The following is a 22,790-nucleotide window of genomic DNA, read 5'->3' on the forward strand; positions in this document are numbered from 1 at the left end:
GCCCGCGAGCGCGGCAACGAGCGTGGCGGCGAGCGCGAAGGCGCGCGTCGCTGCGGCCCCGCGGCGGCGCGTGGAATCAGGGAAGCGGCGCGCCGGCGTGGCGCGGTCCGCGGGGGCGTGGGGTCTGCATTGCTCGACTGGCATGTCTATCGGCCTCTGGTGATGGAGTGGCCGAATTACAGAAGAGTGGGGTGACGTGCCAGAGACGAAAGCCCATGAGTATTTCGTTCGTCCTGTCGGTTTTTTCGTCAGATCGATCGGTGCGAGCGCGGCTCATGAGGCGTCTTCGAACGCCCCCTTGCGCAGCTTCAGCGCCACGTCGAAGAAGGACGCGAGCACGCGGCTGTCGCGCCGCACCTGCAGGCAATAGAGGTAGGTCTGCGTCACCGCGGGATCGCCCTCGATGCGCACGGTGCGCAGGCGCGCGTCGGGAATGAACTCGGCCTCGGAGACCGCGCCGATGCCGATGCCGCGCGCGGCCGCTTCGCGGATCGCCTCGCGGCTGCCGATCTCCATCGCGAGCCTGGGCCGGACGCCCGCGCGCGCGAAGGCCTCGTCGAGCGCGCGCCGCGTGCTGGAGCCGCTCTCGCGCTGCAGCATGGGCTGGCCGTGCAGTTCCTCGAGCCGGATCTCGCCGCGCCTGGCGAACGGATGGTCGCGGTGCACGAACAGGATCAGCGCATGGCGCGCATACGGCGTCGCGCTGAAGCCCGGCGCCTCGTGGAAGCGCGCGAGCACGCCGATGTCGACCGCGTACTCCTCGAGGTCCTTGAACACCGACGACGAATTGCCCATGCGGATCGAGACGTCGAGCCGCGGATAGCGCCGGCGGTAGGCGTCGACCATCTCGATCACGTGGAAAGGGCCGACCGCGCCGAGCTTGAGCTCGCCCGACTGCAGGTCGCCGCTGTCGTGCAGCAGGTTGTACGAATCGAGCTCGAGCGCCGCGATCTGGCGCGCGATGGGCAGCAGGCGCTCGCCGACGCTGGTGAGCTCGATGCGGTGGCCCTGGCGGTGGAACAGCATCACCTTGTGCTGGCGCTCCAGCGCCTGGACCTGGGTGGTCAGCGTGGGCTGGCTCAGGCCCACGGCGCGCGCGGCGGCGCTGAAGCTGCCGTGCTGGGCAACGGCGAGGAAGGCGCGGAGTTTGGCGGCGGACATCCATAGATTGTTTGAATGGAATCGTGACAAATCCGTGATCGATCTGATATGCGCCTGTCACATGGCGTTCTTAGCCTTGGGGTAGTCGCAGGCCGATGCCTGCCGTTCCGGTCCCTTCCAGTCCCTTTTCCCATCCCCAACACCACCATGAACACCCTCCTTCGCCTGCGCCGCAGCCTGATCGCCCTGGCCCTTTCGGCAGTTTCCGCGGTTGCCGCCCTGCCGGCCCTGGCCGCGCAGCCCCTCACCATCGGGCTGATCCCGGCCGAGGACTCGCAGGCCATGATCGAGAGCAGCCGCCAGGTGCTCGACAGCCTGCAGCAGCAGCTCGGCATGCCGGTCAAGCCCTTCGTGGCGACCGACTACAACGGCGTGATCGAGGCGCTGCGTTCCAAGAAGCTCGACGTGGCCTACCTCGGCCCGTTCTCGTACGTGCTCGCGAACCAGGTCGCGGACGTGGAAGCCTTCGCGGTGGCCGTGACCAAGAAGACCGGCCAGAGCGCCTACAAGAGCGTGATCATCGCGCGCAAGGAAAGCGGCATCGCCAAGACCGCCGACCTCAAGGGCCGCAGCTTCGCCTTCGTCGACCCGACCTCGGCCTCGGGCCACCTGTTCCCCAAGTCGGGCCTGCTGCAGGCCGGCTACGACCCCGAGACCTTCTTCGGCCGCGTGATCTTCTCGGGCTCGCACGACGCCAGCATCCTGGCCGTGGCCAACAAGAAGGTCGATGCCGCCGCCGTGGCCGACCGCATCCTCGCGAGCGCCATCGCCAAGGGCCAGGTGAAGCAGGACGAGCTCGAGATCGTCTGGTCGTCGAACCCGATCCCCGAGTCGCCGATGGTCTGGCGCAAGGACCTCGATCCGGCGCTGAAGGCGAAGATCGCGAAGGCGCTGGCCAACGTGAAGGACCTGCCCTGGGGCGACCAGGGCGTGCTCAACGGCTTCCAGCCCACCACCGACGCGGCCTACAACGTGGTGCGCGACACCGCCAAGGTGCTCAAGCTCGACCTGCGGAGCATGAAGTGATCCGCATCCGGCAGCTCACCAAGCGCTATGGCGACAACGCCGTGCTGCGCGGTGTGGACCTCGATGCCGCGGCGGGCGAGTTCGTGGTGGTGCTCGGCGAATCGGGCGCCGGCAAGTCGACCCTGCTGCGCTGCGTGAACCGGCTGGCGCTGGCCGACGGCGGCGAGCTCAGGGTCGACGGCATGGACGCCGTGAACTGCGCCGACACGCGCGCGCTGCGCCAGCGCGTGGCCATGATCTTCCAGCACCACAACGTGGTGCCGCGGCTCAGCGCGCTGAAGAACGTGCTCACGGGCCGGCTCGGCGCGGTGTCGACCCTGGCCTCGGTGCTGCACTTCTTCAGCCGCGCCGACATCGCGTTGGCGCACGAATGCCTGGGCCGCGTGGGACTCGCGCACAAGGCCCATGCGCGCACCGATTCGCTGTCGGGCGGCCAGATGCAGCGCGTGGGCATCGCGCGCGCGCTCGCGCAGCAGCCGCGGCTGATCCTGGCCGACGAGCCGGTCGCGAGCCTCGACCCGCAGACCTCGCGCAAGGTGCTGCAGTACCTGCGCGATGCCTCGCGCGACCTCGGCATCACCGTGCTGTGCAACCTGCACCAGGTCGACTACGCGCGCGAGTTCGCCGACCGCATCGTCGGCCTCTCGCAGGGCCGCGTCGTGTTCGACGGCGCGCCGCAGGCCATGGGCCCCGACGACATCGACCGCATCTACGTGCCGCAGCCCGCGGCCGACCGCAAGGAGCCCGCCGCCCCGGCGGCCGTGCCGCTGCCGCTGCTGGCGCGCACCGAAGGACACGCATGAACACCCCCTCGACCCGATACGCCTGGACCGGCCCGCTGCCCGAGAGCCGCCGCGGCTGGTTCAACCTGCTGATCGGCCTGTGCGTGGTCGGCTGGGCGCTGCAATGGAGCGCCGGCGGCGCGCAGCTCAGTTGGTCCGAACTGGCGGCGGGCCTGCCGCAGATCATCGATTTCCTGGGCCGCACCATGCCGCCCGACACCAACATCCTGAGCCGCCTGGTCGCACCCGCGCTCGAGACCATCCAGATCGCCGTCTGGGGCACGCTGCTGGCGGTGCTGCCGGCCATTCCGCTGTCCTTCCTGGCGGCGCGCAACCTGCAGAGCCGGCGCTGGGTCTACCAGTGCACGCGGCAGGCCCTCAACGTGGTGCGCAGCATCAACGAGCTGATCCTCGCGCTGGTGTTCGTATCGGCCGTGGGGCTCGGTCCGTTCCCCGGCGTGCTGGCGCTCGCGCTGCATGGCGCGGGCATGCTCGGCAAGTTCTTCGCCGATGCCATCGAGGAGATCGACCAGGGACCGCTCGAGGCCCTGCGCGCCACGGGCGCGCGGCCGCTGCAGGTCATCGTGTTCGGCGTGCTGCCGCAGGTCGTCACGGCCTGGATCGCCGTCGTGCTCTATCGCTTCGAGGTGAACCTGCGCTCGGCCACCGTGCTGGGCATGGTGGGCGCGGGCGGGCTGGGCTTCGAGCTGGTGAGCAGCCTCAAGCTGTTCCGCTACCAGGAGACCGCCACCTGCATCATCGTGATCACCGTGATGGTGATCGTGGCCGACCTGCTCTCGAGCCAATTGCGCCACCGCATCCAGCACAGCGGCCGGCACTGAAGGCCGCGCGGATCTTTTCTCTCTCGCGCGCCCGGCCGCATGACGCGGCCGTGGCGCCAGCTTTCCCGAACCCATCATGTGGACCTATTACAACCCCGTCGACGTGCATGCCGGCTGCGGCTCGCTCGATGCGTTGCCCGGGCTGCTCGGCGCACGCCGCGCGATCCTGATCGCCTTCCCCGAGGCGGTCGGCCTCGGCCTCGTCGATCGCATCCGTGGCCTGCTGGGCGAGCGCCTCGTGGCCGTCGAGACCGAGGTGCTGCCGAACCCCGACGTGGCCTGGCTGGCGCCGATGTACGAACGGCTGTGGCGCGAGCATGCGGAGGTCGATTGCGTCATCGCACTCGGCGGCGGCAGCGTGATCGACTGCGCGAAGGTGATGCTCACGCGCCCCGCGGCCGGGCGCTTCGACGAACTGCTCGCGCTACTCGAAGGCGCGGACAGCGCGCCGGCCGCGGTCCGGCGGCACCGACAGCTGCTGGCCATTCCCACGACCGCGGGCACCGGCAGCGAGGTCACGCCCTGGGCCACCGTGTGGGACCAGGCGCGCGCGCGCAAGCTGTCGCTGCAACTGCCGTGGACCTGGCCCGAGGCCGCCATCGTCGATGCCGACCTGATGCTGAGCCTGCCGCATGCGGCCACCCTGGCCAGCGGCCTCGATGCGCTGTCGCATGCGCTCGAGTCGCTGTGGAACGTGCACCGCAACCCGGTGTCGGCAAGCCTGGCCGTGAGCGCGGCCCGCAGCATCGTCGCCACGCTGCCCGAACTGCTGGCGCGGCCCGAACGGCCCGAGCTGCGCGAGCGCCTGGCCACCGCGGCGCTGCAGGCCGGCCTGGCGTTCTCCAACACGCGTACCGCGCTCGCGCATTCGCTGTCCTACGACATCACGCTGCGGCATGGCGTGCCGCACGGCATCGCGTGTTCGTTCAGCCTGCCGCGCATCATGCAGCTCGCGGCCGGGCGCGATCCGGCGCTCGATGCGTTGCTGCTCTCGGTGTTCGATGCGCATGACATCGGCCAGGCCGTCGCGTCGCTGAGCGCCTTTCTCGAGGGGCTGGGCGTGAGCGTCGACCCGCTGAGCTATGGCATTCCCGAGGCGGAGTGGAGCGAACGCATCCTGCAGGCGCTGGCCGGTGCGCGCGGGCGCAACTTCATCGCCGCCGACGCCGGCTGATCAGGACGCGCAGGCGGTGTTCGCCGCCGTGCGCGGGTACTCCATCTCCTGCATCACCCAGTCGCGCCGCGCGTTGCCAAAGCGGGCCGCGATCTCGCACAGCGTGCGGTCGAGCTGCTGCACCGGCTTGAGCGCGGCCACCAGCAGCAGCGGCTGTGCTTCGCGCGTGGCGGGACCGGCCACCAGCACGAGACCGCTGCGCAGCTTCACCGGGCCCGAGGCCGAGACCGCCTCGACATCGACATGCCCCGTGCGCGTCCACGCATCGGTGGCCAGCGCGAGCGCGATGTCGTCGGCGCCGTCGCGCACCTCGAGCTGCCGACGCTCGCCGCGCCAGAACGCCGTCTTGTTGAACAGGTACTCGGCACCGCGCCCGGTCGTGAGGCCGAAGGGCGCGCTCGCATGCGCCGGGCCCCAGCCGTCCACGCCGAGCTCGGCTGCCATCGCCGCGGCCTTCGCGGGCCCGCCGATCGCCTCGACCAGCGCGAGCGTCGCGGGCACCGAGGCCGTGATGCCGGTGGTCGTCGCCACGTCGCGGTCGACCAGGTAGCGCCGGTCGGGCACATGCGTGGCGCCGGGCCGCTGGCGCAGCGTGCCGCGGTCGTACCAGTGGCCGGCAAAGCGCCGGCCGTCGAGCAGGCCGGCCTGCGCGAGCACGAGCGCGCCCGAGCACACGCCGATCACGCGCGCGCCCTGGCTCGCCTGGTGCTGCAGCCAGGCCCTCACCGCGGGCGCATCGGCCGGCTCCATCGCGGGCACGATCACGTAGTCGGCGCCCGCGGGATGGGCGCGGTCGAAGGCGGCGAAGTCCTGTGCGCCCTCGACCTGCAGCGCCGGGAACAGCGCGACCCGGCCCGCGCGCGGCGCCACCACACGCACATCGGCCACGTCGGCGCGCTGCAGCACCGCGTGCGGCAGCAGCAGGTCGGTGAGCTCGGTGCCTTCGTTGAGCGCCAGCATCGCGACCACCGGCCGGCCGGGCCGGCGCGGCTTCATGGCCTCGACGAAGGCCTGCCGGTCGCGCGCGAGCGCCGCCTCGTCGTGCACCGCGGGCGGCACCGTCGCCTCGCGCGTGCCCGTGCCGCATCCCGCCAACCCGATCGCCGCCATACTCGCGCACAGCAGCGCGCGCAGCCCGTTCCACATGGAGAATCCCCTTCATGACCTCGATGCACCGAGCTTAGGAATGCCGACCCCCACCCACAAGGACGAAGAAGCCGCGGTTCCTGCCAGCACCGTCGTGCTGGTCGCGTTCGACGGCGTCGAGGCCATCGACGTCGCGGGCCCCGCCAGCGTGTTCAGCAAGGCCGAGCAATTGCGCCCCGGCAGCTACGAAGTGCTGATCGCCTCGCCGGGCGGCGGCACCGTGTCGACCAACAGCGGCCTGCAGCTGGGCGACACCCGCAGCCTCGACGCGCTGCCCGCCGCCATCGACACCCTGATCGTGGCCGGCGGCGACGAGCCCGCCGTGCGCCACGCCATCCTCGAGCAGCGCATCGGCGACTGGATCGCCCAGGCCGCGTCGCGCGTGCGCCGCGTCGCGAGCGTGTGCAGCGGCGCCTTCGCGCTCGCCGCGGCCGGCCTGCTCGACGGGCGCGAGGCCACCACCCATTGGCGCGTGTGCGAGATGCTGCAGGAACTGCGCCCGCAGGTGCGCGTGCGGCAGCAGCGCATCTACGTGCGCGACGGCAAGGTCTGGACTTCAGCGGGCGTGGTCACCGGCATCGAACTCGCGCTCGCGCTGGTCGAGGACGACTTGGGCCATGAGGTCTCGATGGACATCGCGCGCACCCTGGCGCTGCCGATGCTGCGCGGCGGCGAGCAGCCGCAGCTCACCCCCGCGCTGCAGGCGCAGGCCAGCGCGAGCCATCGGCTGCGCGAACTGGTCGCGTGGATCGGCACCCATCCTCAGGAAGAGCTCGCCGTCGAGGTGCTGGCCGAACGCGTGGGCATGAGCCCGCGCAACTTCGCGCGTGCCTTCGCGGCGGAGACCGGGTGCACCCCTGCACGCTTCGTCGAGCGCACACGCGTGGCGGCGGCGGCGCAGTTGCTGCGGCAGACCGGGTGGACGCAGGAACGGATCGCGAGCCGCAGCGGGTTTCGGTCGGTGGATGCGTTGCAGCGGGCGTTCGTGCGGCTGCATGGGGTGACGCCGGGGGGGTGGAGGGAGGGGAGTTAGGCGGGACCCCGCTTCCGGCGGGAAAGCTATTTGCGAGGCTGCAGGAAGGCGTCGTAAGCAGAGGCCGTGAAGCCGGTGAGACCTCGGCCATTCACGAACAGTTGGGGCACGCCATTGTTGCCACCCAGTTGCGCATAGGCCAGCTTGCCTTCGTTGGTGTCGATGTCCACTTCGCGATAACCGATGCCCTTGGCCGCCAGGTAGGCCTTCGCCTGCCGACAGAAGCCGCACCACTTGGCCGAGAACAGCACCGTGTCGCGAGGGGGCGGTGCCGATGCCCGGCTGTCCGCGGATTGGCGCAACTGCTCGATGTACGCGAGGGTCTCCGCGGACAGGGGGCTGGCCGGCAGGTTCCTGAACGTCAGCGTCTTGGATTCGCGTGCCTGTGGCGGCGGGACGTCGCTGTAGATCGTTCGGCCGTCGGGGCCTATGGACTTGTAGAGCGTGGTCGTCGTGGCGGTCGGGCCGTCGGCGGCGGACGCCGCGCTCGCAAGCAGAACCACGAAAATGGGGAGCAACCGCATGGGGCGTACCTGTTGTCTGGTCGAGGCCAAGCAGGGCCGATGTTACAGGGGCCTTTGGTGGTATCCGGCACAAGCCATACGCCATCGCATGGAGGACCGCGGGCAATGAGTCGATCGAACGAGACGGGCCGAACCCAGGACGAGATTTCCGCAGGCGTCACCGTGCCTGGCGATGGTCATGCGGTGCTGATCGCGGGCGCGGGCCCCACCGGCATGATGCTCGCGGGCGAACTGGCACTGGCCGGCGTCGATGTCTCGATTCTCGAGCGGCGCTCGAACCAGGACATCGAAGGATCGCGCGCCGGCGGCCTGCATGCGCGCACTCTCGAGATCTTCGATCAGCGCGGCATCGTCGACCGGTTCCTGGCCGAAGGGCAGACCGCCCAGGTGGCCGCGTTCGGCCTCAACCGGCTCGACATCAGCGACTTTCCGACACGGCACAACCACGGCTTGGCGCTGTGGCAGAAGCACATCGAGCGCATTCTTGCGGGATGGATTGCCGAACTGGGGGGGACCATCCATCGGGAGCGCGAGGTGGTCGGTTTCGATCAGGACGAGGCCGGTGTCGACGTCCATCTGCGCGACGGCCAGACGCTGCGTACGCAATACCTGGTCGGTTGCGATGGCGGGCGCAGCGTGATCCGGAAGGCGGCGGGGATCGAGTTTCCGGGGTGGGATGCCACGATCAGCCACATCCTCGCCGAAGCGGAGGTCGCCGCGGAGCCCGTGTGGGGCATGCGGCACGACGCGATCGGGACCCACGGCCTGAGCCGCATGGACGACGGGAAGACCGTGCGGATCATGGTGACGGAGCGCGAAGTGGGGCGCGCGGACCAGCCCACGCTGCGCGATGTGAGCGAATGCTTGATGGCGCACTACGGCACCGACTTCGGCGTCCACAGCCCGCTTCATATCTCGCGATTCACGGACATGGCCCGGCAGGCGGCCAGTTATCGCAAGGGGCGCGTGCTGTTGGCTGGCGACGCGGCGCATGTGCACTACCCGGCGGGCGGACAGGGGCTCAATCTCGGCGTGCAGGATGCCTTCAACCTGGGGTGGAAGCTGGCGCAGGTGGTCAAGGGGATCTCGCCGGACAGCCTGCTCGATAGCTATCAGGCGGAGCGGCATCCGGTGGGGGCGCTGGTGCTGCGCAATTCGCTGGCACAGGTCGCGCTGCGGCGGCAGGACGAACGCAGCAAGGCGTTGGCGGAGAGCATGTCGGCGCTGCTTCGGATGGAGGAGCCGCGCAAGCGCTTCGCGGGGATGATGTCGGGGCTGGATATCCGGTACGACCTGGGGGAGGGGCATCCTTTGCTGGGGAGGCGGATGCCGGATCTCGATGTCGTGACCGCAGAAGGTACGAGGCGCGTCTTCACGTTGATGCACTCGGCGCGGTCGCTGCTGCTGAATTTCGGGATGCCGGGTGGCTCCGATGCGGAACGCCTGGCCGACAAGGTCCAGGTGATCGATGCCAGCTTCGATGGCACCTGGGAGCTTCCGGTGATCGGCGAGGTCAGTGCGCCGGCGGCCGTGTGGGTCAGGCCCGACGGCTACGTGGCGTGGGTTGGAGAGTCATCGTGGGAGGGTCTTGAAGAAGCCCTGTCCACCTGGGTTGCAGCGCCACGCACGACGTGATGCCTCAGGAAACTACTTGCAGTCCCCACCCATAGACACAGTCCCATCCTTGCACTCGGTCAGCATCGGTTCCCCCACCGAAGCCGAGCCCGGTCCCGCCGCCACCGGCGCCGACCCCGCCCCAGTGCCGACGTCCCTTTCATAGACGATCTTCCTGCCGCCAAGCTCGCAGCTCCCCACCACCTGCCCATTCGTCGATGCATTGGCATCGACGACGGCCACGGTGAAGCGCGCCACGCCGGCGGCGGCGATCTTCGCCTCGATGCGGGTGCGCAGGGCCTCGCAGTCCTCGGCCGCGTGGACGGTGCCCGCCGTGCCGGCCAGGGCCAGCACGGCGGGGAGCATCGCGAGCCAGGAGGGCTTCACGGCTGCCACCCGCGCGATGCCGATCAGCCCTGGGCCGAGGCCAGCGCTGCGTTGAGCGTGGCGCTCGGGCGCATCACGGCTTCGAACTTCGCCTTGTCGGCCAGGTAGTAGCCGCCGATGTCCACGGCCTTGCCCTGCACGGCGGCGAGCTCGTCGACGATCTTCTGCTCGTTGGACGAGAGGGCCTCCGCCAGCTTCTTGAAGCGGCCCTGCAGTTCCGTGTCGTCGGTCTGCGCGGCGAGTTCCTGTGCCCAGTACATCGCCAGGTAGAACTGGCTGCCGCGGTTGTCGAGCTGGCCGGTCTTGGGCGAGGGGTTCTTGTTGTTGTCGAGCAGCTTGCCGGTGGCGGTGTCGAGCGTCTTGGCCAGGATGGCGGCCTGCTTGTTGCCGGTCTTCAGGCCCAGGTCTTCGAGGCTCACGGCCAGCGCGAGGAACTCGCCCAGCGAGTCCCAGCGCAGGTGGTTCTCTTCCACCAGCTGCTGCACGTGCTTGGGGGCCGAGCCGCCCGCGCCGGTCTCGTACAGGCCGCCGCCGGCCATCAGCGGCACGATCGACAGCATCTTGGCCGAGGTGCCGAGTTCCATGATGGGGAACAGGTCGGTCAGGTAGTCGCGCAGGATGTTGCCGGTGGCGCTGATGGTGTCCAGGCCGCGCACGACGCGTTCCAGCGTGTAGCGCATGGCGCGCACCTGGCTCATGATCTGGATGTCCAGGCCCGAGGTGTTGTGCTCGTGCAGGTACATCTTGACCTTGGTGATCAGCTGCGCCTCGTGCGGGCGGTAGGCGTCGAGCCAGAACACGACCGGCATGCCGGAGTTGCGCGCGCGGTTGACGGCCAGCTTGACCCAGTCGCGGATCGCGGCGTCCTTGACCTGGCACATGCGCCAGATGTCGCCTTGCTCGACGTCCTCGCTCATCAGCACTTCGCCGGTGTCCAGGTCGGTGATGTTGGCGACGCCGTCTTCCGGGATCTCGAAGGTCTTGTCGTGCGAACCGTATTCCTCGGCCTTCTGGGCCATCAGGCCGACGTTGGGCACGGTGCCCATGGTCTTGGGGTCGAAGGCGCCATGCCACTTGCAGAAATTGATGATTTCCTGGTAGATGCGGGCGAAGGTCGACTCGGGCATCACGGCCTTGACGTCCTTCAGACGCCCGTCGGCCCCGTACATCTTGCCGCCGCTGCGGATCATGGCCGGCATGGAAGCGTCGACGATGACGTCGTTGGGCGAGTGGAAGTTGGTGATGCCCTTGGCCGAGTCGACCATCGCCAGCTCGGGGCGATGCTCATGGCAGGCGTGCAGGTCGCGCTTGATCTCTTCTTGCTTGCTGGCCGGCAGGCTGGCGATCTTGGTGTACAGGTCCACCATGCCGTTGTTGACATTGATGCCCAGCTCATCGAACAGCTTGCCGTGCTTCTCGAAGGCCTCGCGGTAGAAGATGCGCACGCAGTGGCCGAAGACGATGGGGTGGGACACCTTCATCATCGTGGCCTTGACGTGCAGCGAGAACATCACGCCGGTCTTGCGTGCGTCCTCGATCTCCTTTTCATAGAAGGCCAGCAGCGCCTTCTTGCTCATGAACATGGAGTCCACCACCTCGCGGTCCATCAACGCGACCTTGGGCTTGAGCACGATGGCCTTGCCGCTCTTGGTGATGAGTTCCATCTTCACATCGCGGGCGCGGTCCATGGTCATGGACTTTTCACCGTGATAGAAGTCGCCGTCATGCATGTGCGAGACATGCGAGCGCGAAGCCTGGCTCCACTCGTCCATGCGGTGCGGGTTCTTGCGCGCGTATTCCTTGACGGCCTTGGGCGCGCGGCGGTCGGAGTTGCCTTCGCGCAGCACGGGGTTCACCGCCGAGCCAATGCACTTGTTGTAGCGGGCGCGGATGTCCTTTTGCTCATCGGTCTCGGGCTTCTCCGGGTAGTCCGGGATTCTGTAGCCCTTGTCCTGCAATTCCTTGATGGCGGCCTTGAGTTGCGACACCGAGGCGCTGATGTTGGGCAGCTTGATGATGTTGGCCTCGGGCCGGATCGTCAACTTGCCGAGCGCTGCCAGGTTGTCGGGCACGCGCTGCTCTTCGGTCAGCAGCTCGGGGAATTGCCCCAGGATGCGGCCGGCCACCGAGATGTCGCTGGTGACGACATCGATCCCCGCTTGCGCCGCGAAACGCTGGACGACCGGCAGCAGCGAGGCAGTGGCCAGGCGTGGTGCTTCATCGGTCAGGGTGTAAACGATCTGGGTCTTTTCGGCGGTCATGAACGTGGTCCGGTGGATGGGTAATCCGCGCTGCGCGCAGGGCATCAACTCTAGCAAGCCAGTCGAGAGATGCGCACAAAGCAAAAGCCCCGTGGCGGCAGGCCACGGGGCTTTCGCGTTGGCAGCTCAGCTCAGGAGGCCAGGGTTTGCTGCTGCTGCTGCTGCTGCTCGGCAGCGCGCGCGGCGGCTTCCATGGGCGTGATGTTCTGGGCCAGCTGGCCCTTGGGCCCCTGAACCAGATCGAACTGAACCTGGCTGCCCTGTTTCAGCGTCCGGAATCCCTCCATCTGGATTGCAGAAAAATGTGCGAAGACGTCATCGCCACCGGCCTCCGGCTCGATGAATCCGAAGCCCTTGGCATCGTTGAACCACTTGACTTTGCCCAGCGCCATCATCTTGTCTCCATTCTTTGTGGCACCTCTCGGGGAGGCGGACGGAGATTCTGGTAGCGCGACAAAAGGCGTCAATTCGGGACCTTCCCGGCCGGGTTCACCCGGGGGCGCTTGCAAATTGGCGTTACGCCGCCAACTGCCCGCGGTCGGCGGAGGGAATACCCCCGTCGATAGAATCCCGACATGCCTGTGCTCCCCGTTTTACCAACGCTGAACCAGTCGGTTCCTCCGCCGCCCGCGCCTCCTCTGAGGCCGGGCAAGGAAGAGGGCGACGGGGCGGTTGTCGTCGAGCGCCAGACGCAGAAAACCGAGCCGCCGCGGCTCTACCAGGTCCTGCTGCTGAACGACGATTTCACGCCGATGGAGTTTGTAGTCATGGTTCTGCAGGAATTTTTCCGGCATGACCTCGATACGGCGACGCAGATCATGCTCAAAATCCACCACGAGGGTCGCGGGGTCTGCGGTGTGTTCACCAAAGACGTCGCCGCGACCAAGGTGGAGTTGGTTCTGGCCGCCTCCCGGCGTGCCGGCCACCCCCTGCAGTGCATTATGGAGGCCGCATGATTGCGCAAGAGCTTGAAGTCAGTTTGCACATGGCGTTCGTCGAGGCACGCCAGCAGCGGCACGAATTCATCACCGTCGAGCACCTGCTGCTCGCGCTGCTGGACAACCCGAGTGCGGCGGAGGTGCTGCGTGCCTGCGCCGCCAACCTGGACGACCTGCGCAAGAGCCTGACGCAGTTCATCAAGGAGAACACGCCGATGGTGGGCGGCAGCGACGAGGTGGACACCCAGCCCACGCTGGGCTTCCAGCGCGTCATCCAGCGCGCCATCATGCATGTGCAAAGCACCGGCAGCGGCAAGAAGGAAGTGACCGGCGCCAACGTGCTGGTCGCCATCTTCGGCGAGAAGGATTCCCACGCTGTCTACTACCTGCACCAGCAGGGCGTGACGCGCCTGGATGTCGTCAACTTCATCGCCCACGGCATCAAGAAGACCGACCCCGAGCCGCCGAAGAACCCCGAGGGCCAGGCCCCAGGCGCGCAGGAAGCCGAGCGCGAGGAAGGCGAGGGCGCCAACGCCAAGGCGTCACCGCTGGAGCAGTTCACGCAGAACCTCAACCAGCTGGCCAAGGACGGCAAGATCGACCCGCTGATCGGCCGCGAGGCCGAGGTCGAGCGCGTCGTGCAGGTGCTGTGCCGTCGGCGCAAGAACAACCCGCTGCTGGTCGGCGAAGCCGGCGTCGGCAAGACGGCGATTGCCGAAGGCCTGGCCTGGCGCATCACCGAGGGCGAAGTGCCCGAGGTGCTGGCCGACGCCATCGTCTACTCGCTGGACATGGGCGCGCTGCTGGCTGGCACCAAGTACCGCGGCGACTTCGAGCAGCGCCTCAAGGCCGTGCTGAAGTCCTTGAAGGACCAGCCCAACGCGGTGCTCTTCATCGACGAGATCCACACGCTGATCGGGGCCGGAGCGGCGTCGGGTGGCACGCTGGACGCCAGCAACCTGCTCAAGCCCGCCCTGTCGAGCGGCCAGATGAAGTGCATCGGCGCGACCACCTTCACCGAATACCGCGGCATCTTCGAGAAGGACGCGGCGCTGAGTCGGCGCTTCCAGAAGATCGACGTGCCCGAGCCCTCGGTGGAGCAGACCATCGAGATCCTCAAGGGCCTGAAGAGCCGCTTCGAGGAGCACCACTCGGTCAAGTACGCGCTGGGCGCGCTGCAGGCCGCAGCCGAGCTGTCGGCCAAGTACATCAATGACCGCCACCTGCCGGACAAGGCCATCGACGTCATCGACGAGGCCGGCGCCGCGCAACGCATCCTGCCCAAGAGCAAGCAGAAGAAGACCATCACGCGCGTCGAGGTGGAAGACATCGTCGCCAAGATCGCGCGCATTCCGCCCGCGTCGGTCAACAGCGACGACCGCAGCAAGCTCAAGACGCTAGATCGGGACCTGAAGAGCGTTGTCTTCGGGCAAGACCCCGCGGTGGATGCGCTGGCTGCCGCCATCAAGATGGCGCGCTCGGGGCTGGGCCGGCCCGAAAAGCCGGTCGGCTCCTTCCTGTTCAGCGGTCCCACCGGCGTCGGCAAGACGGAAGTGGCCAAGCAGCTGGCCTACATCCTGGGCATCGAGCTGATCCGCTTCGACATGTCCGAGTACATGGAGCGCCACGCGGTGAGCCGCCTGATCGGGGCGCCTCCGGGCTACGTCGGTTTTGACCAGGGCGGCCTGCTGACCGAGGCGGTCACGAAGAAACCGCACTCGGTGCTGTTGCTCGATGAGATCGAGAAGGCGCATCCGGATGTCTTCAACGTGCTGCTGCAGGTCATGGATCACGGCACGCTGACCGACAACAACGGGCGCAAGGCCGACTTCCGCAACGTCATCATCATCATGACGACCAACGCGGGCGCCGAGGCGCTGAACAAGGCCACCATCGGCTTCACGACCCAGCGCCAACAGGGCGACGAGATGGCCGACATCAAGCGCCTGTTCACGCCCGAGTTCCGCAACCGCCTGGACGCCATCGTGTCCTTCCGTGCGCTCGACGAGGAAATCATCCTGCGCGTGGTCGACAAGTTCCTGCTGCAGCTCGAAAGCCAGCTGCAGGAGAAGAAGGTCGAGGTCAGCTTCTCGGACGCATTGCGCAAGCAGCTCGCCAAGAAGGGGTTCGATCCGCTGATGGGCGCGCGGCCGATGCAGCGCCTCATCCAGGACACCATCCGCCGGGCGCTGGCCGACGAGCTGCTGTTCGGCAAGCTGGTCGATGGCGGGCGACTGAGTGTGGACGTGGACGACAAGGGCGAGACGGTGCTGGACATCCAGCCCACGCCGCCCAAGCCGGCCAAGGACAACAAGCCCAAGGCCGAGCCGGCGACGGCCTGAAATGGCGGCCCATGAATCACAAGGGACACTTCGTTGTCCCTTTTCGTTCAGGCCGCTGGGTCCTGTCTGAAGAAGCCGGCGAGCAAGTCGTACATCGCCGGCTCCTCGCTGCGCATCGCGGTTGGCGCAACGAAGAAGGCCTCGGCGGCGACGGCGAAGAACTCCTCGACGGCCTCGCCGCCATAGGGGTCGATCAGGGTTTGCTGGCCGGCGTCGATGCGCTGACAGAAGTTTTCCCACTCGGCGTCGATCACGGCGATCCAGCGCTCGCGCTCATCGACATCCAACGGCGGTACGCCATCGGCCAAGCCGTCTCGCATGTCGATGACATGGGCGAACTCGTGGATGACGACGTTGAAGACCGCATCGGCGCTGAACTGGGTCGCGTCATCGCTGACGGCGATCGCGTTCCAGCTCAGCATCAGCGGCCCGCCCTCCATCGCTTCGCCGGCCAGCTCTTCGTCGTATTCGTGGACGACGCCATCTTCATCCTGGTAGGTCCGCTGCGCCACGACCTCGCCCTCGTGCATGACGATGCCGACAAAGCCGTCGTACCAGGCGAGGCCCAGGCGCAAGACCGGGAGGCAGGCCTGGGCGGCGACGGCGACGGCGACCTCGTCGGTCACCTCGAAACCGTCGACGCCATGGAATTCCTTGGTCGACAGGAACAGGCTGGACAGGCGCCGCAGCTCGGCGAGGTCGTCTTCACTGCGCTTGGCCAGGAAGGGGTAGCGCAGCAGCGTGAGCTGCCACAGCCCGTCGGGAATCGCATGGCGTTGCACCGCGCGCTGTTCGCGCCAGTTGCGCAGGGCTCTCAGGATCACAGCGGCAGGCGTTGCAGGCCGGCGGCCGACAGACGGATCACGTCGCCGCGCACGGGCGTGCCATCGAAGTCCCAGTCGGACAACACCACGCGCTTCAACCCGTCGCCCAGGGCGTGCTCGGCCGGGCGATGCGTGTGCCCATGGATCAGCGTCGCCGCGCCGGCCTCGGCCAGCAGCGCGCGGCAGGCGCCTGCATCGAGGTCGGTCGCCATCAGCTGGGCTGCCTGCGCCGCGCGGCTGCCCTCGCGCATCTGGCGGCCCAGCGCCCGGCGGGCATCGAGCGGCTGAGCCAGCACCTGCGCCTGCCATTCGGTCGAACGCACCTTGCTGCGGAAGGCCTGGTAGGCCGCGTCGGCCAGGCATTGCGCATCGCCATGCACGAGCAGCCAGCGCTGGCCGAAGGCGTCGAGCACGGTCGGGTCGGGCAGGAGGGGCATGCCGGCATCTGCCAACAGCTCGGCGCCGACCAGGAAGTCGCGGTTGCCATGCATGAAGAACAGGTCCAGCCGCCGCGATGCCTCGTACAGCAGGCGCACGACGCTGGCCTCGAAGGGCTCGTGGCGCGCGTCGTCGCCGACCCAGACTTCAAAGATATCGCCCAGCAGCAGCACCGCTTGAGCGGGCGTCTCGGCCAGATACCGCTCAAGCCGTGCGAGCGTGCCAGGCGTGTCGGCCCCAAGGTGCAGGTCGGACAGCAGGTCGATCTGCCGCCAGTGCACCGGGGCCGTCAGCGTCGGGATCAAACCTCGACGGCTTTTTCGATGATGACGTCTTCCACCGGCACGTCGCCATGGCCGCCCTTGGTGGCGGTCTTGGACTTCTCGATCTTGTCGACGACGTCCTGGCCCTCGATGACCTTGCCGAAGACGGCATAGCCCCAGCCCGACGGGCTCTCGGACTTGAAGTCCAGGAAGCCATTGTTCGTCGTGTTGATGAAGAACTGCGCCGTTGCCGAGTGCGGCGCGTTGGTGCGCGCCATGGCCAGCGTGTAATGGGCGTTCTTCAGGCCGTTGTTGGCTTCGTTCTGGATCTGCGCGTCGGTGGGCTTTTGCTTCATGCCGACCTCGAAGCCGCCGCCCTGGATCATGAAGCCCTTGATGACGCGGTGGAACACCGTGCCGTCGTAATGGCCCTTGCGGACGTAGCTGAGAAAGTTGGCGACCGACAGCGGCGCCTTCTCGGCATCCAGTTCGATGAGGATGTCGCCGTGGTTGGTGGTGAGTTTGACTTGGCTCATTTTTTGACGGGCTCGATGAGAGCCTTGGTGATGAAGATGGGCTTGGCGGGCAGATGCTGGTGGATGCCGACCGACGAGACCGCCGTGGTGCGGATCTTGTCGACGACGTCCATGCCCTCGACAACCTGGCCGAAGACGGCATAGCCGGTGGCCGGGTTCTCGGGCTCGCCGTCCAGGCGGACGTTGTCGGCCACGTTGATGAAGAACTGCGACGTGGCCGAATTGGGGTCGCCGGTGCGCGCCATCGCGAGGCTGCCGCGCACGTTGGACAGGCCGTTGTGCGACTCCAGCGGGATGGGCGGCTTGGTCGGGCGCTGGTTGAGCTTGCCGTCGTAGCCGCCGGTCTGGATCATGAAGCCGTCGATGACGCGGTGGAAGATGACGCCGTTGTAGTGGCCCGCCTTGACGTACTGCAGGAAATTTGCCACCGACTTCGGCGCCTTCGCCGCGTTCAGCTCGACGCGGATATTGCCCTCACTGGTCTGCAGCTTGACGGTCTGGGCGGAGACACTGGTGGCGGCCAGCAGGGCGGCCAGGAAGAGTGCGGTCTTGGTCATGAAGAAATAGGAATGCGTCAGCGGAGCTTGTTGAGGTCACCGGTCATTGCCAGTGTGCGGCTGATCTTGCCTGCCAACGCGTCGCTGGGCGCTGGCGCGGCTTTCTGGGCGCGCTGGTAGGCGCGCAGCGCCAGGCGCAGCAGCACGTCGCCCAGATTCTCCTGCGCCTGGGCGTGTTCGGGTTGCAGGCGCAGTGCTTGTTCGAGCGCGGCATGCGCCTCGTCCAGCTCGCCCGCGGCGGCGCGCAGCACGGCCAGGTTGTTGTACGGATCGGCAAGGTCGGGGAAGTCCTGGGTCAGGCGCGTGAAGATGCTCAGGGCCTTGGCGCGCTCGCCCAGATCCATGCGCATCACGCCGAGGGCGAAGCGCAATTGCAGGTCGTCGGGTGTGCGCGTGAGGGCCTGCTCGACTTGCTCGACCGCCTGGAGGCGCTGGCCGGCCAGCCAGAGGCGCTGGGCGCCAGTCAGGTCATCGGCGCGGGCCGGCAGGGCGGCCAGCGCGGCGACCAGCACGAGGGCCAGCGCAAGGGTGGGGAGGGGCAGGCGCATGAGGGTTGTAGCGGGGAGCGGCGCGAGGGTCGGCCGCTATACTGATTTCATTCTATGAGCCCCGCCTGGCCGGCCCGGTGCGGGGCTTCTTGTTGGTGGCTTCTTAGGGGTGTCGTCCCTGTCCCCGTCTCATGTCCTTGCGCGTCCACAACTCCCTCAGCCGCACTCTCGAAGAGTTTCAGCCGCTCGTGCCGGGCCAGGTGCGCATGTATGTGTGCGGCATCACCGTCTACGACCTGTGCCACATGGGGCACTTGCGCATGAACATGGCGTTCGACGTCATCTACCGCTGGCTGCGCGCCAGTGGCTATGCCGTCACTTATGTGCGCAACATCACCGACATCGATGACAAGATCATCAGGCGCGCGGTCGAGCGCGGCGTCAGCATCCGGCAGCTCACCCAGGAGATGAGCGCCGCGATGCACGATGACTTCGCCGCTGTCGGGCTGCTGCGCCCTGACCATGAGCCGCGCGCCACCGACTACGTGCCGCAGATGCTCTCGCTGATCGAGCGCCTGGAAGAACGTGGCCTGGCCTACCGGGCCGAGGGCGGCGACGTGAACTACGCGGTGCGCAAGTTCGATGGCTACGGCAAGCTCAGCGGCAAGAGCATCGACGACCTGCGGGCTGGCGAGCGTGTGGCGGTGGACGACGGCAAGCTGGATCCGCTGGACTTCGTGCTTTGGAAAGCGGCGAAGGCCGACGAGCCGGCCGATGCCAAGTGGGACGCGCCTTTCGGCGCAGGCCGCCCGGGCTGGCATATCGAATGCTCGGCCATGAGCTGCGCTCTGTTGGGCGAGAGCTTCGACATCCATGGGGGCGGCACGGACCTGCAGTTCCCGCACCATGAGAACGAGATCGCGCAGAGCCAGGGTGCCGGCTACGAATTCGCCCGCTATTGGCTGCACAACGGCTTTCTGAACGTCGACGGCGAGAAGATGTCCAAGAGCCTGGGCAACTTCTTCACCAACCGCGATGTGCTGCAGAAGTTCGACGGCGAGACGCTGCGTTTCTTCATGCTGCGCACCCACTATCGCCGCCCGTTCAACTTCAGCGACGCGCACCTGGAAGATGCGCGCACCGCGCTGACGCGGCTCTACACGGCGCTGGACGCTGTGCCGCCGGCCGATGTCGCCATCGACTGGACCGAGCCAAGTGCCGCGACCTTCAAGACGGCGATGGACGAGGACTTCGGCACGCCGGGCGCCATCGCGGTGCTGTTCGACCTGGTCAACGAGGTCAATCGTGACCGTTCGCCGCAGCGTGCCGGCCTGCTGAAGGCACTGGCGGGCGTGCTGGGCATCCTGCAGCAGGAGCCGCTGGTTTATTTGCAGGGCGGCTCCCGCGACGAGGCCACCTGGATCGCAGAGCGCATTGCTGCCCGCGCGGCGGCCAAGGCCGCCAAGGACTTTGCCGGCGCCGATGCGATCCGCGCGGAACTCTCGGCCAAGGGCATCACGCTGAAGGACGGTGCCGCCGGCACGACCTGGGTGAAGAGCTGATGGCATCGAAGACCCCTGCCGAGGTCGGGCCTGACGTGGTCCCGCCCTATTGGGACGAGGCTTGCAAGCACTTGGTCAAGCGCGACCGGGTCATGAAGAAGCTGATCCCGCAGTTCGGTGAGGCGCGCCTGCAAAGCCGCGGTGATGCTTTCGCGACCTTGGCGCGCTCCATCGTCGGCCAGCAGATCTCGGTCAAGGCCGCGCAATCGGTCTGGACGCGCTGGATCGCGCTGATGCCAAAGTTCCAGCCCGCTGCGGTGCTGGGGCTGGGGCCGGATGAGCAACGCGCAGCAGGGCTGTCGGCTCGCAAGGTCGAATACCTGGGCGACCTGGCCAAGCATTTCGACTCCGGCCAGGTCCATCCACGCCAATGGGCGCAGATGGACGATGAAGCCATCATCGAAGAGCTTGTCGCCATCCGCGGCATCGGCCGGTGGACGGCCGAGATGTTCTTGATCTTTCACCTGATGCGCCCCAATGTGATGCCGCTGGATGACGTCGGCCTGTTGAAGGGCATCAGCCAGAATTACTTCTCCGGCGAGCCGGTGTCGCGGGCCGAGGCGCGCGAGGTTGGCGACGCCTGGGCGCCTTTTCGCTCTGTAGCGGTTTGGTACATTTGGCGCAGCCTGGATCCCCTACCGGTGGATTACTGATGAGCAAAAAACATTTCCTTGAATTCGAGCAACCCATCGCGGAGCTTGAGACCAAGATCGAAGAGCTGCGCTACGTGCAAAGCGAGTCGGCCGTTGATATCTCCGAGGAGATCGACCGCCTCTCCAAGAAGAGCCAGCAGCTGACCAAGGAGGTCTACTCCAACGTCGCACCCTGGCAGGTCTACCAGATCGCGCGCCACCCGCAACGCCCGCAGACGCTGGACTATTGCTCGGAAGTCTTTACCGAGTTCCAGGAACTGCATGGCGACCGACACTTCGCGGACGACGCTGCCATCGTCGGCGGCATCGCGCGTTTCAACGGCCAGGCCTGCATGGTCATCGGCCACCAGCGTGGTGGCGACGCCAAGGAGCGCACGCTGCGCAACTTCGGCATGCCGCGCCCCGAGGGCTATCGCAAGGCGCTGCGGCTGCTGAAGCTGGCCGAGAAGTTTGGCCTGCCGGTCTTCACCTTCATCGACACCATGGGCGCCTATCCGGGCATTGGTGCCGAGGAGCGCAGCCAGAGTGAGGCCATCGGCCGCAACATCTTCGAGATGGCGCAGCTCGAAGTGCCCATCATCGCCACGATCATTGGCGAGGGCGGCTCCGGCGGCGCGTTGGCCATCGGCGTGGCCGACCAGGTGCTGATGCTGCAGTTCGCCGCCTACTCGGTCATCTCGCCCGAAGGCTGCGCCTCCATCCTGTGGAAGAGCAGCGAGCGCGCCTCCGAGGCTGCGGACGCCTTGGGCATCACCGCTCACCGGTTGAAGGCGCTTGGGCTGATCGACAAGATCGTCAGCGAGCCTGTCGGCGGCGCGCATCGTGATGCCAAGCAGATGGCCTCCAATCTCAAGCGCGCCTTGTCCGATGCATTGCGCCAAGTCAGCGACCTGAAGACCCGCGAGCTGCTCGACCGCCGCTACGAGCGCGTTCAGGCCTATGGCCGCTTCAGCGACACCAAGAACCGCTGACACCGTCGCGGTCGCCTTCAGCGGCGGCCTGGATTCCACGGCCCTGTTGCATGCCGCTGCCCGCACGGCAGACGGCATTCGGGTTGTCGCCCTCCATGTCCATCACGGCCTGCAGCCGCAGGCCGATGATTGGGCAGCGCATTGCGAGCGCGTGGCCGCTGAGCTGGGTGTTGACTTTGGCTGCGCGCGCTTGAGCGGAACCCCGGCGCGCGGTGACAGCATCGAAGCCTGGGCCCGTAGGGGCCGCCACTCGGCGCTGCACGACATGACCGCCGCCGCAGGGGCCGATCTGCTGCTGCTGGCCCACCACAGGCGCGATCAGGCCGAAACCTTTTTGCTGCAAGCCATGCGCGGCGCCGGCACGGCCGGCCTGGCCAGCATGCCGCGGGCGCAATGGCGCGAAGGTGTCTGCTGGGCGCGGCCTTGGCTGGACATGCCTCGGGAAGCCATCGTCGCCTATGCCGAGCAGCACGGCTTGCGTTGGATCGACGACCCGAGCAATGCGCACACGCGCTTCGCGCGTAACCGTCTGCGCCAGGCCCTGTGGCCGGCGTTCCCGGCGGCCGAAGCTGGCCTGGCGCAGGCGGCCCGCTGGGTCCAGCAGGCCGACGCGCTTGCGACCGAGGTCGCCGAGGGCGACCTGGCCGCTGCATCGACGCCGCAGCGCCTGGACCTGGTCGCTTTGTCGGCGTTATCGCCCGCGCGCTGGAGCAACGCACTGCGCGCCTGGCTGTCGCAGCACACGGTAGCGCCCGCCAGCCTCGTCGAGCGCCTGCGCACCGAATGGCGCCCGGGTGCGATGTTGTCCTGGCCCGCGCCAGGCGGAGACCTGCACGCTTATCGCGATGGGTTGTTCTGGGCCGCCGCGGCGCCGCGCCAGTTGCCCCATGCCGTCGAGCTCGACCTGAGTCGCCCCGGTCGCTATCCCCAATCGGCCTGGCAGGGCAGTTGGGTTGTGGATGCCGCCCGCCCCGGAATTGCCGTCGACCGACTCGCTCGATTGCTGCAGCGTGGTCGCGATGGCGCCGAGCAGTTCCAGCGAGCGCGGGCTTCGATCCCGCGCAGCCTCAAGAAGGCCAGCCAGGAAGCCGGGCTGCCGCCCTGGCGGCGCAGCGGCCCTGTGCTGTTCGACACCGCCGGGCATCTGCTGGCCATCGCCGGGCTGGGCATGGACGCGCGTGCCTTCGCCGGTCAAGATGAGCCGCAGCTTGCTTTGCGCTGGGTGGAGGACTGAGCCTTGCCGCAGAGCGAAGGCCCGGGCGAGGACG

At 67.7% G+C, this 22,790-nt stretch carries 23 protein-coding genes; 12 read left to right on the forward strand and 11 right to left on the reverse strand.

Annotated features, from left to right (window positions below; all coding sequences use genetic code 11):
- Positions 1-273: 273 nt before the first annotated feature.
- Positions 274-1,161 carry a LysR substrate-binding domain-containing protein gene (locus ACT6S0_RS14520; protein WP_296786332.1) on the reverse strand — a complete coding sequence of 296 codons (888 nt, stop codon included), beginning with the start codon at positions 1,159-1,161 and terminating at the stop codon, positions 274-276.
- Between the two features lie 147 nt (positions 1,162-1,308).
- Here ACT6S0_RS14520 and phnD point away from each other — a divergent pair, with 147 nt between their 5' ends.
- From phnD to psrA, 4 genes are all read left to right on the forward strand, one after another.
- Positions 1,309-2,187, forward strand: a complete 879-nt coding sequence (phnD, locus tag ACT6S0_RS14525) for a phosphonate ABC transporter substrate-binding protein (RefSeq protein ID WP_296786329.1) — start codon at positions 1,309-1,311, stop codon at positions 2,185-2,187.
- A complete protein-coding gene (gene phnC, locus ACT6S0_RS14530) occupies positions 2,184-2,990 on the forward strand; it encodes a phosphonate ABC transporter ATP-binding protein (RefSeq protein WP_093346793.1) in 807 nt (268 codons plus the stop codon). The genes phnD and phnC overlap by 4 nt, the downstream gene beginning before the upstream one ends.
- Entirely contained in the window at positions 2,987-3,811 is an 825-nt protein-coding gene (phnE, locus tag ACT6S0_RS14535) for a phosphonate ABC transporter, permease protein PhnE (RefSeq protein ID WP_296786325.1), read from the forward strand. Before phnC ends, phnE begins: the two co-directional genes overlap by 4 nt.
- Positions 3,812-3,887: 76 nt before the next feature.
- A complete protein-coding gene (psrA, locus tag ACT6S0_RS14540; RefSeq protein WP_296786322.1) occupies positions 3,888-4,985 on the forward strand; it encodes an iron-containing alcohol dehydrogenase PsrA in 1,098 nt (365 codons plus the stop codon).
- On the opposite strand, the gene ACT6S0_RS14545 is transcribed toward psrA, so the two are convergent.
- Complete coding sequence (locus tag ACT6S0_RS14545) at positions 4,986-6,131, reverse strand: DJ-1/PfpI family protein (RefSeq protein WP_296786319.1); 1,146 nt, start codon at positions 6,129-6,131, stop codon at positions 4,986-4,988.
- A gap of 40 nt (positions 6,132-6,171) precedes the next feature.
- Between ACT6S0_RS14545 and ACT6S0_RS14550 the strand changes: the two genes are divergently transcribed.
- Positions 6,172-7,164, forward strand: coding sequence for a GlxA family transcriptional regulator (locus ACT6S0_RS14550; RefSeq protein ID WP_296786316.1), 993 nt, complete (start codon positions 6,172-6,174; stop codon positions 7,162-7,164).
- A gap of 26 nt (positions 7,165-7,190) precedes the next feature.
- Here the strand turns inward: ACT6S0_RS14550 and ACT6S0_RS14555 are convergent, their stop codons facing one another.
- A complete protein-coding gene (locus ACT6S0_RS14555) occupies positions 7,191-7,688 on the reverse strand; it encodes a glutaredoxin family protein (protein WP_296786313.1) in 498 nt (165 codons plus the stop codon).
- Positions 7,689-7,793: 105 nt separating this feature from the next.
- Here ACT6S0_RS14555 and ACT6S0_RS14560 point away from each other — a divergent pair, with 105 nt between their 5' ends.
- Positions 7,794-9,323 carry an FAD-dependent monooxygenase gene (locus ACT6S0_RS14560; protein ID WP_296786310.1) on the forward strand — a complete coding sequence of 510 codons (1,530 nt, stop codon included), beginning with the start codon at positions 7,794-7,796 and terminating at the stop codon, positions 9,321-9,323.
- Between the two features lie 12 nt (positions 9,324-9,335).
- Here the strand turns inward: ACT6S0_RS14560 and ACT6S0_RS14565 are convergent, their stop codons facing one another.
- From ACT6S0_RS14565 to ACT6S0_RS14575, 3 genes are all read right to left on the reverse strand, one after another.
- A complete protein-coding gene (locus ACT6S0_RS14565; RefSeq protein WP_296786307.1) occupies positions 9,336-9,689 on the reverse strand; it encodes a DUF1161 domain-containing protein in 354 nt (117 codons plus the stop codon).
- A gap of 23 nt (positions 9,690-9,712) precedes the next feature.
- Positions 9,713-11,950 carry an NADP-dependent isocitrate dehydrogenase gene (locus ACT6S0_RS14570; protein ID WP_444764542.1) on the reverse strand — a complete coding sequence of 746 codons (2,238 nt, stop codon included), beginning with the start codon at positions 11,948-11,950 and terminating at the stop codon, positions 9,713-9,715.
- Between the two features lie 131 nt (positions 11,951-12,081).
- On the reverse strand, positions 12,082-12,342 hold the full coding sequence (locus ACT6S0_RS14575; RefSeq protein WP_056273404.1) for a cold shock domain-containing protein: 261 nt from the start codon (positions 12,340-12,342) through the stop codon (positions 12,082-12,084).
- 183 nt (positions 12,343-12,525) lie between these two features.
- Between ACT6S0_RS14575 and clpS the strand changes: the two genes are divergently transcribed.
- A complete protein-coding gene (clpS, locus tag ACT6S0_RS14580) occupies positions 12,526-12,906 on the forward strand; it encodes an ATP-dependent Clp protease adapter ClpS (protein ID WP_444764543.1) in 381 nt (126 codons plus the stop codon).
- A complete protein-coding gene (gene clpA / locus ACT6S0_RS14585) occupies positions 12,903-15,230 on the forward strand; it encodes an ATP-dependent Clp protease ATP-binding subunit ClpA (protein ID WP_444764544.1) in 2,328 nt (775 codons plus the stop codon). Before clpS ends, clpA begins: the two co-directional genes overlap by 4 nt.
- A gap of 47 nt (positions 15,231-15,277) precedes the next feature.
- Here the strand turns inward: clpA and ACT6S0_RS14590 are convergent, their stop codons facing one another.
- Genes ACT6S0_RS14590 through ACT6S0_RS14610 form a run of 5 tightly spaced genes read right to left on the reverse strand, consistent with a single transcriptional unit; the run spans position 15,278 to position 18,396 of the window.
- Positions 15,278-16,051 (reverse strand): zinc-dependent peptidase, encoded by a 774-nt coding sequence (locus ACT6S0_RS14590; RefSeq protein ID WP_444764556.1) that lies wholly within the window; start codon positions 16,049-16,051, stop codon positions 15,278-15,280.
- Positions 16,051-16,797, reverse strand: coding sequence for a UDP-2,3-diacylglucosamine diphosphatase (locus ACT6S0_RS14595; RefSeq protein WP_444764545.1), 747 nt, complete (start codon positions 16,795-16,797; stop codon positions 16,051-16,053). The genes ACT6S0_RS14590 and ACT6S0_RS14595 overlap by 1 nt, the downstream gene beginning before the upstream one ends.
- Entirely contained in the window at positions 16,794-17,291 is a 498-nt protein-coding gene (locus ACT6S0_RS14600; protein WP_444764546.1) for a peptidylprolyl isomerase, read from the reverse strand. The genes ACT6S0_RS14595 and ACT6S0_RS14600 overlap by 4 nt, the downstream gene beginning before the upstream one ends.
- A complete protein-coding gene (locus ACT6S0_RS14605) occupies positions 17,288-17,848 on the reverse strand; it encodes a peptidylprolyl isomerase (protein ID WP_444764547.1) in 561 nt (186 codons plus the stop codon). Before ACT6S0_RS14605 ends, ACT6S0_RS14600 begins: the two co-directional genes overlap by 4 nt.
- A gap of 17 nt (positions 17,849-17,865) precedes the next feature.
- Complete coding sequence (locus tag ACT6S0_RS14610) at positions 17,866-18,396, reverse strand: tetratricopeptide repeat protein (RefSeq protein ID WP_444764548.1); 531 nt, start codon at positions 18,394-18,396, stop codon at positions 17,866-17,868.
- Between the two features lie 131 nt (positions 18,397-18,527).
- Between ACT6S0_RS14610 and cysS the strand changes: the two genes are divergently transcribed.
- Genes cysS through tilS form a run of 4 tightly spaced genes read left to right on the forward strand, consistent with a single transcriptional unit; the run spans position 18,528 to position 22,756 of the window.
- Entirely contained in the window at positions 18,528-19,898 is a 1,371-nt protein-coding gene (cysS, locus tag ACT6S0_RS14615; protein ID WP_444764549.1) for a cysteine--tRNA ligase, read from the forward strand.
- On the forward strand, positions 19,898-20,551 hold the full coding sequence (locus ACT6S0_RS14620) for a DNA-3-methyladenine glycosylase family protein (RefSeq protein ID WP_444764550.1): 654 nt from the start codon (positions 19,898-19,900) through the stop codon (positions 20,549-20,551). Before cysS ends, ACT6S0_RS14620 begins: the two co-directional genes overlap by 1 nt.
- Positions 20,551-21,522, forward strand: coding sequence for an acetyl-CoA carboxylase carboxyltransferase subunit alpha (locus ACT6S0_RS14625; RefSeq protein WP_444764551.1), 972 nt, complete (start codon positions 20,551-20,553; stop codon positions 21,520-21,522). The genes ACT6S0_RS14620 and ACT6S0_RS14625 overlap by 1 nt, the downstream gene beginning before the upstream one ends.
- Entirely contained in the window at positions 21,491-22,756 is a 1,266-nt protein-coding gene (tilS, locus tag ACT6S0_RS14630) for a tRNA lysidine(34) synthetase TilS (protein WP_444764552.1), read from the forward strand. The genes ACT6S0_RS14625 and tilS overlap by 32 nt, the downstream gene beginning before the upstream one ends.
- Positions 22,757-22,790: the final 34 nt, after the last annotated feature.

The sequence above is a fragment of the Roseateles sp. genome, from assembly GCF_052436255.1.
Lineage (GTDB): Bacteria > Pseudomonadota > Gammaproteobacteria > Burkholderiales > Burkholderiaceae_C > Pelomonas.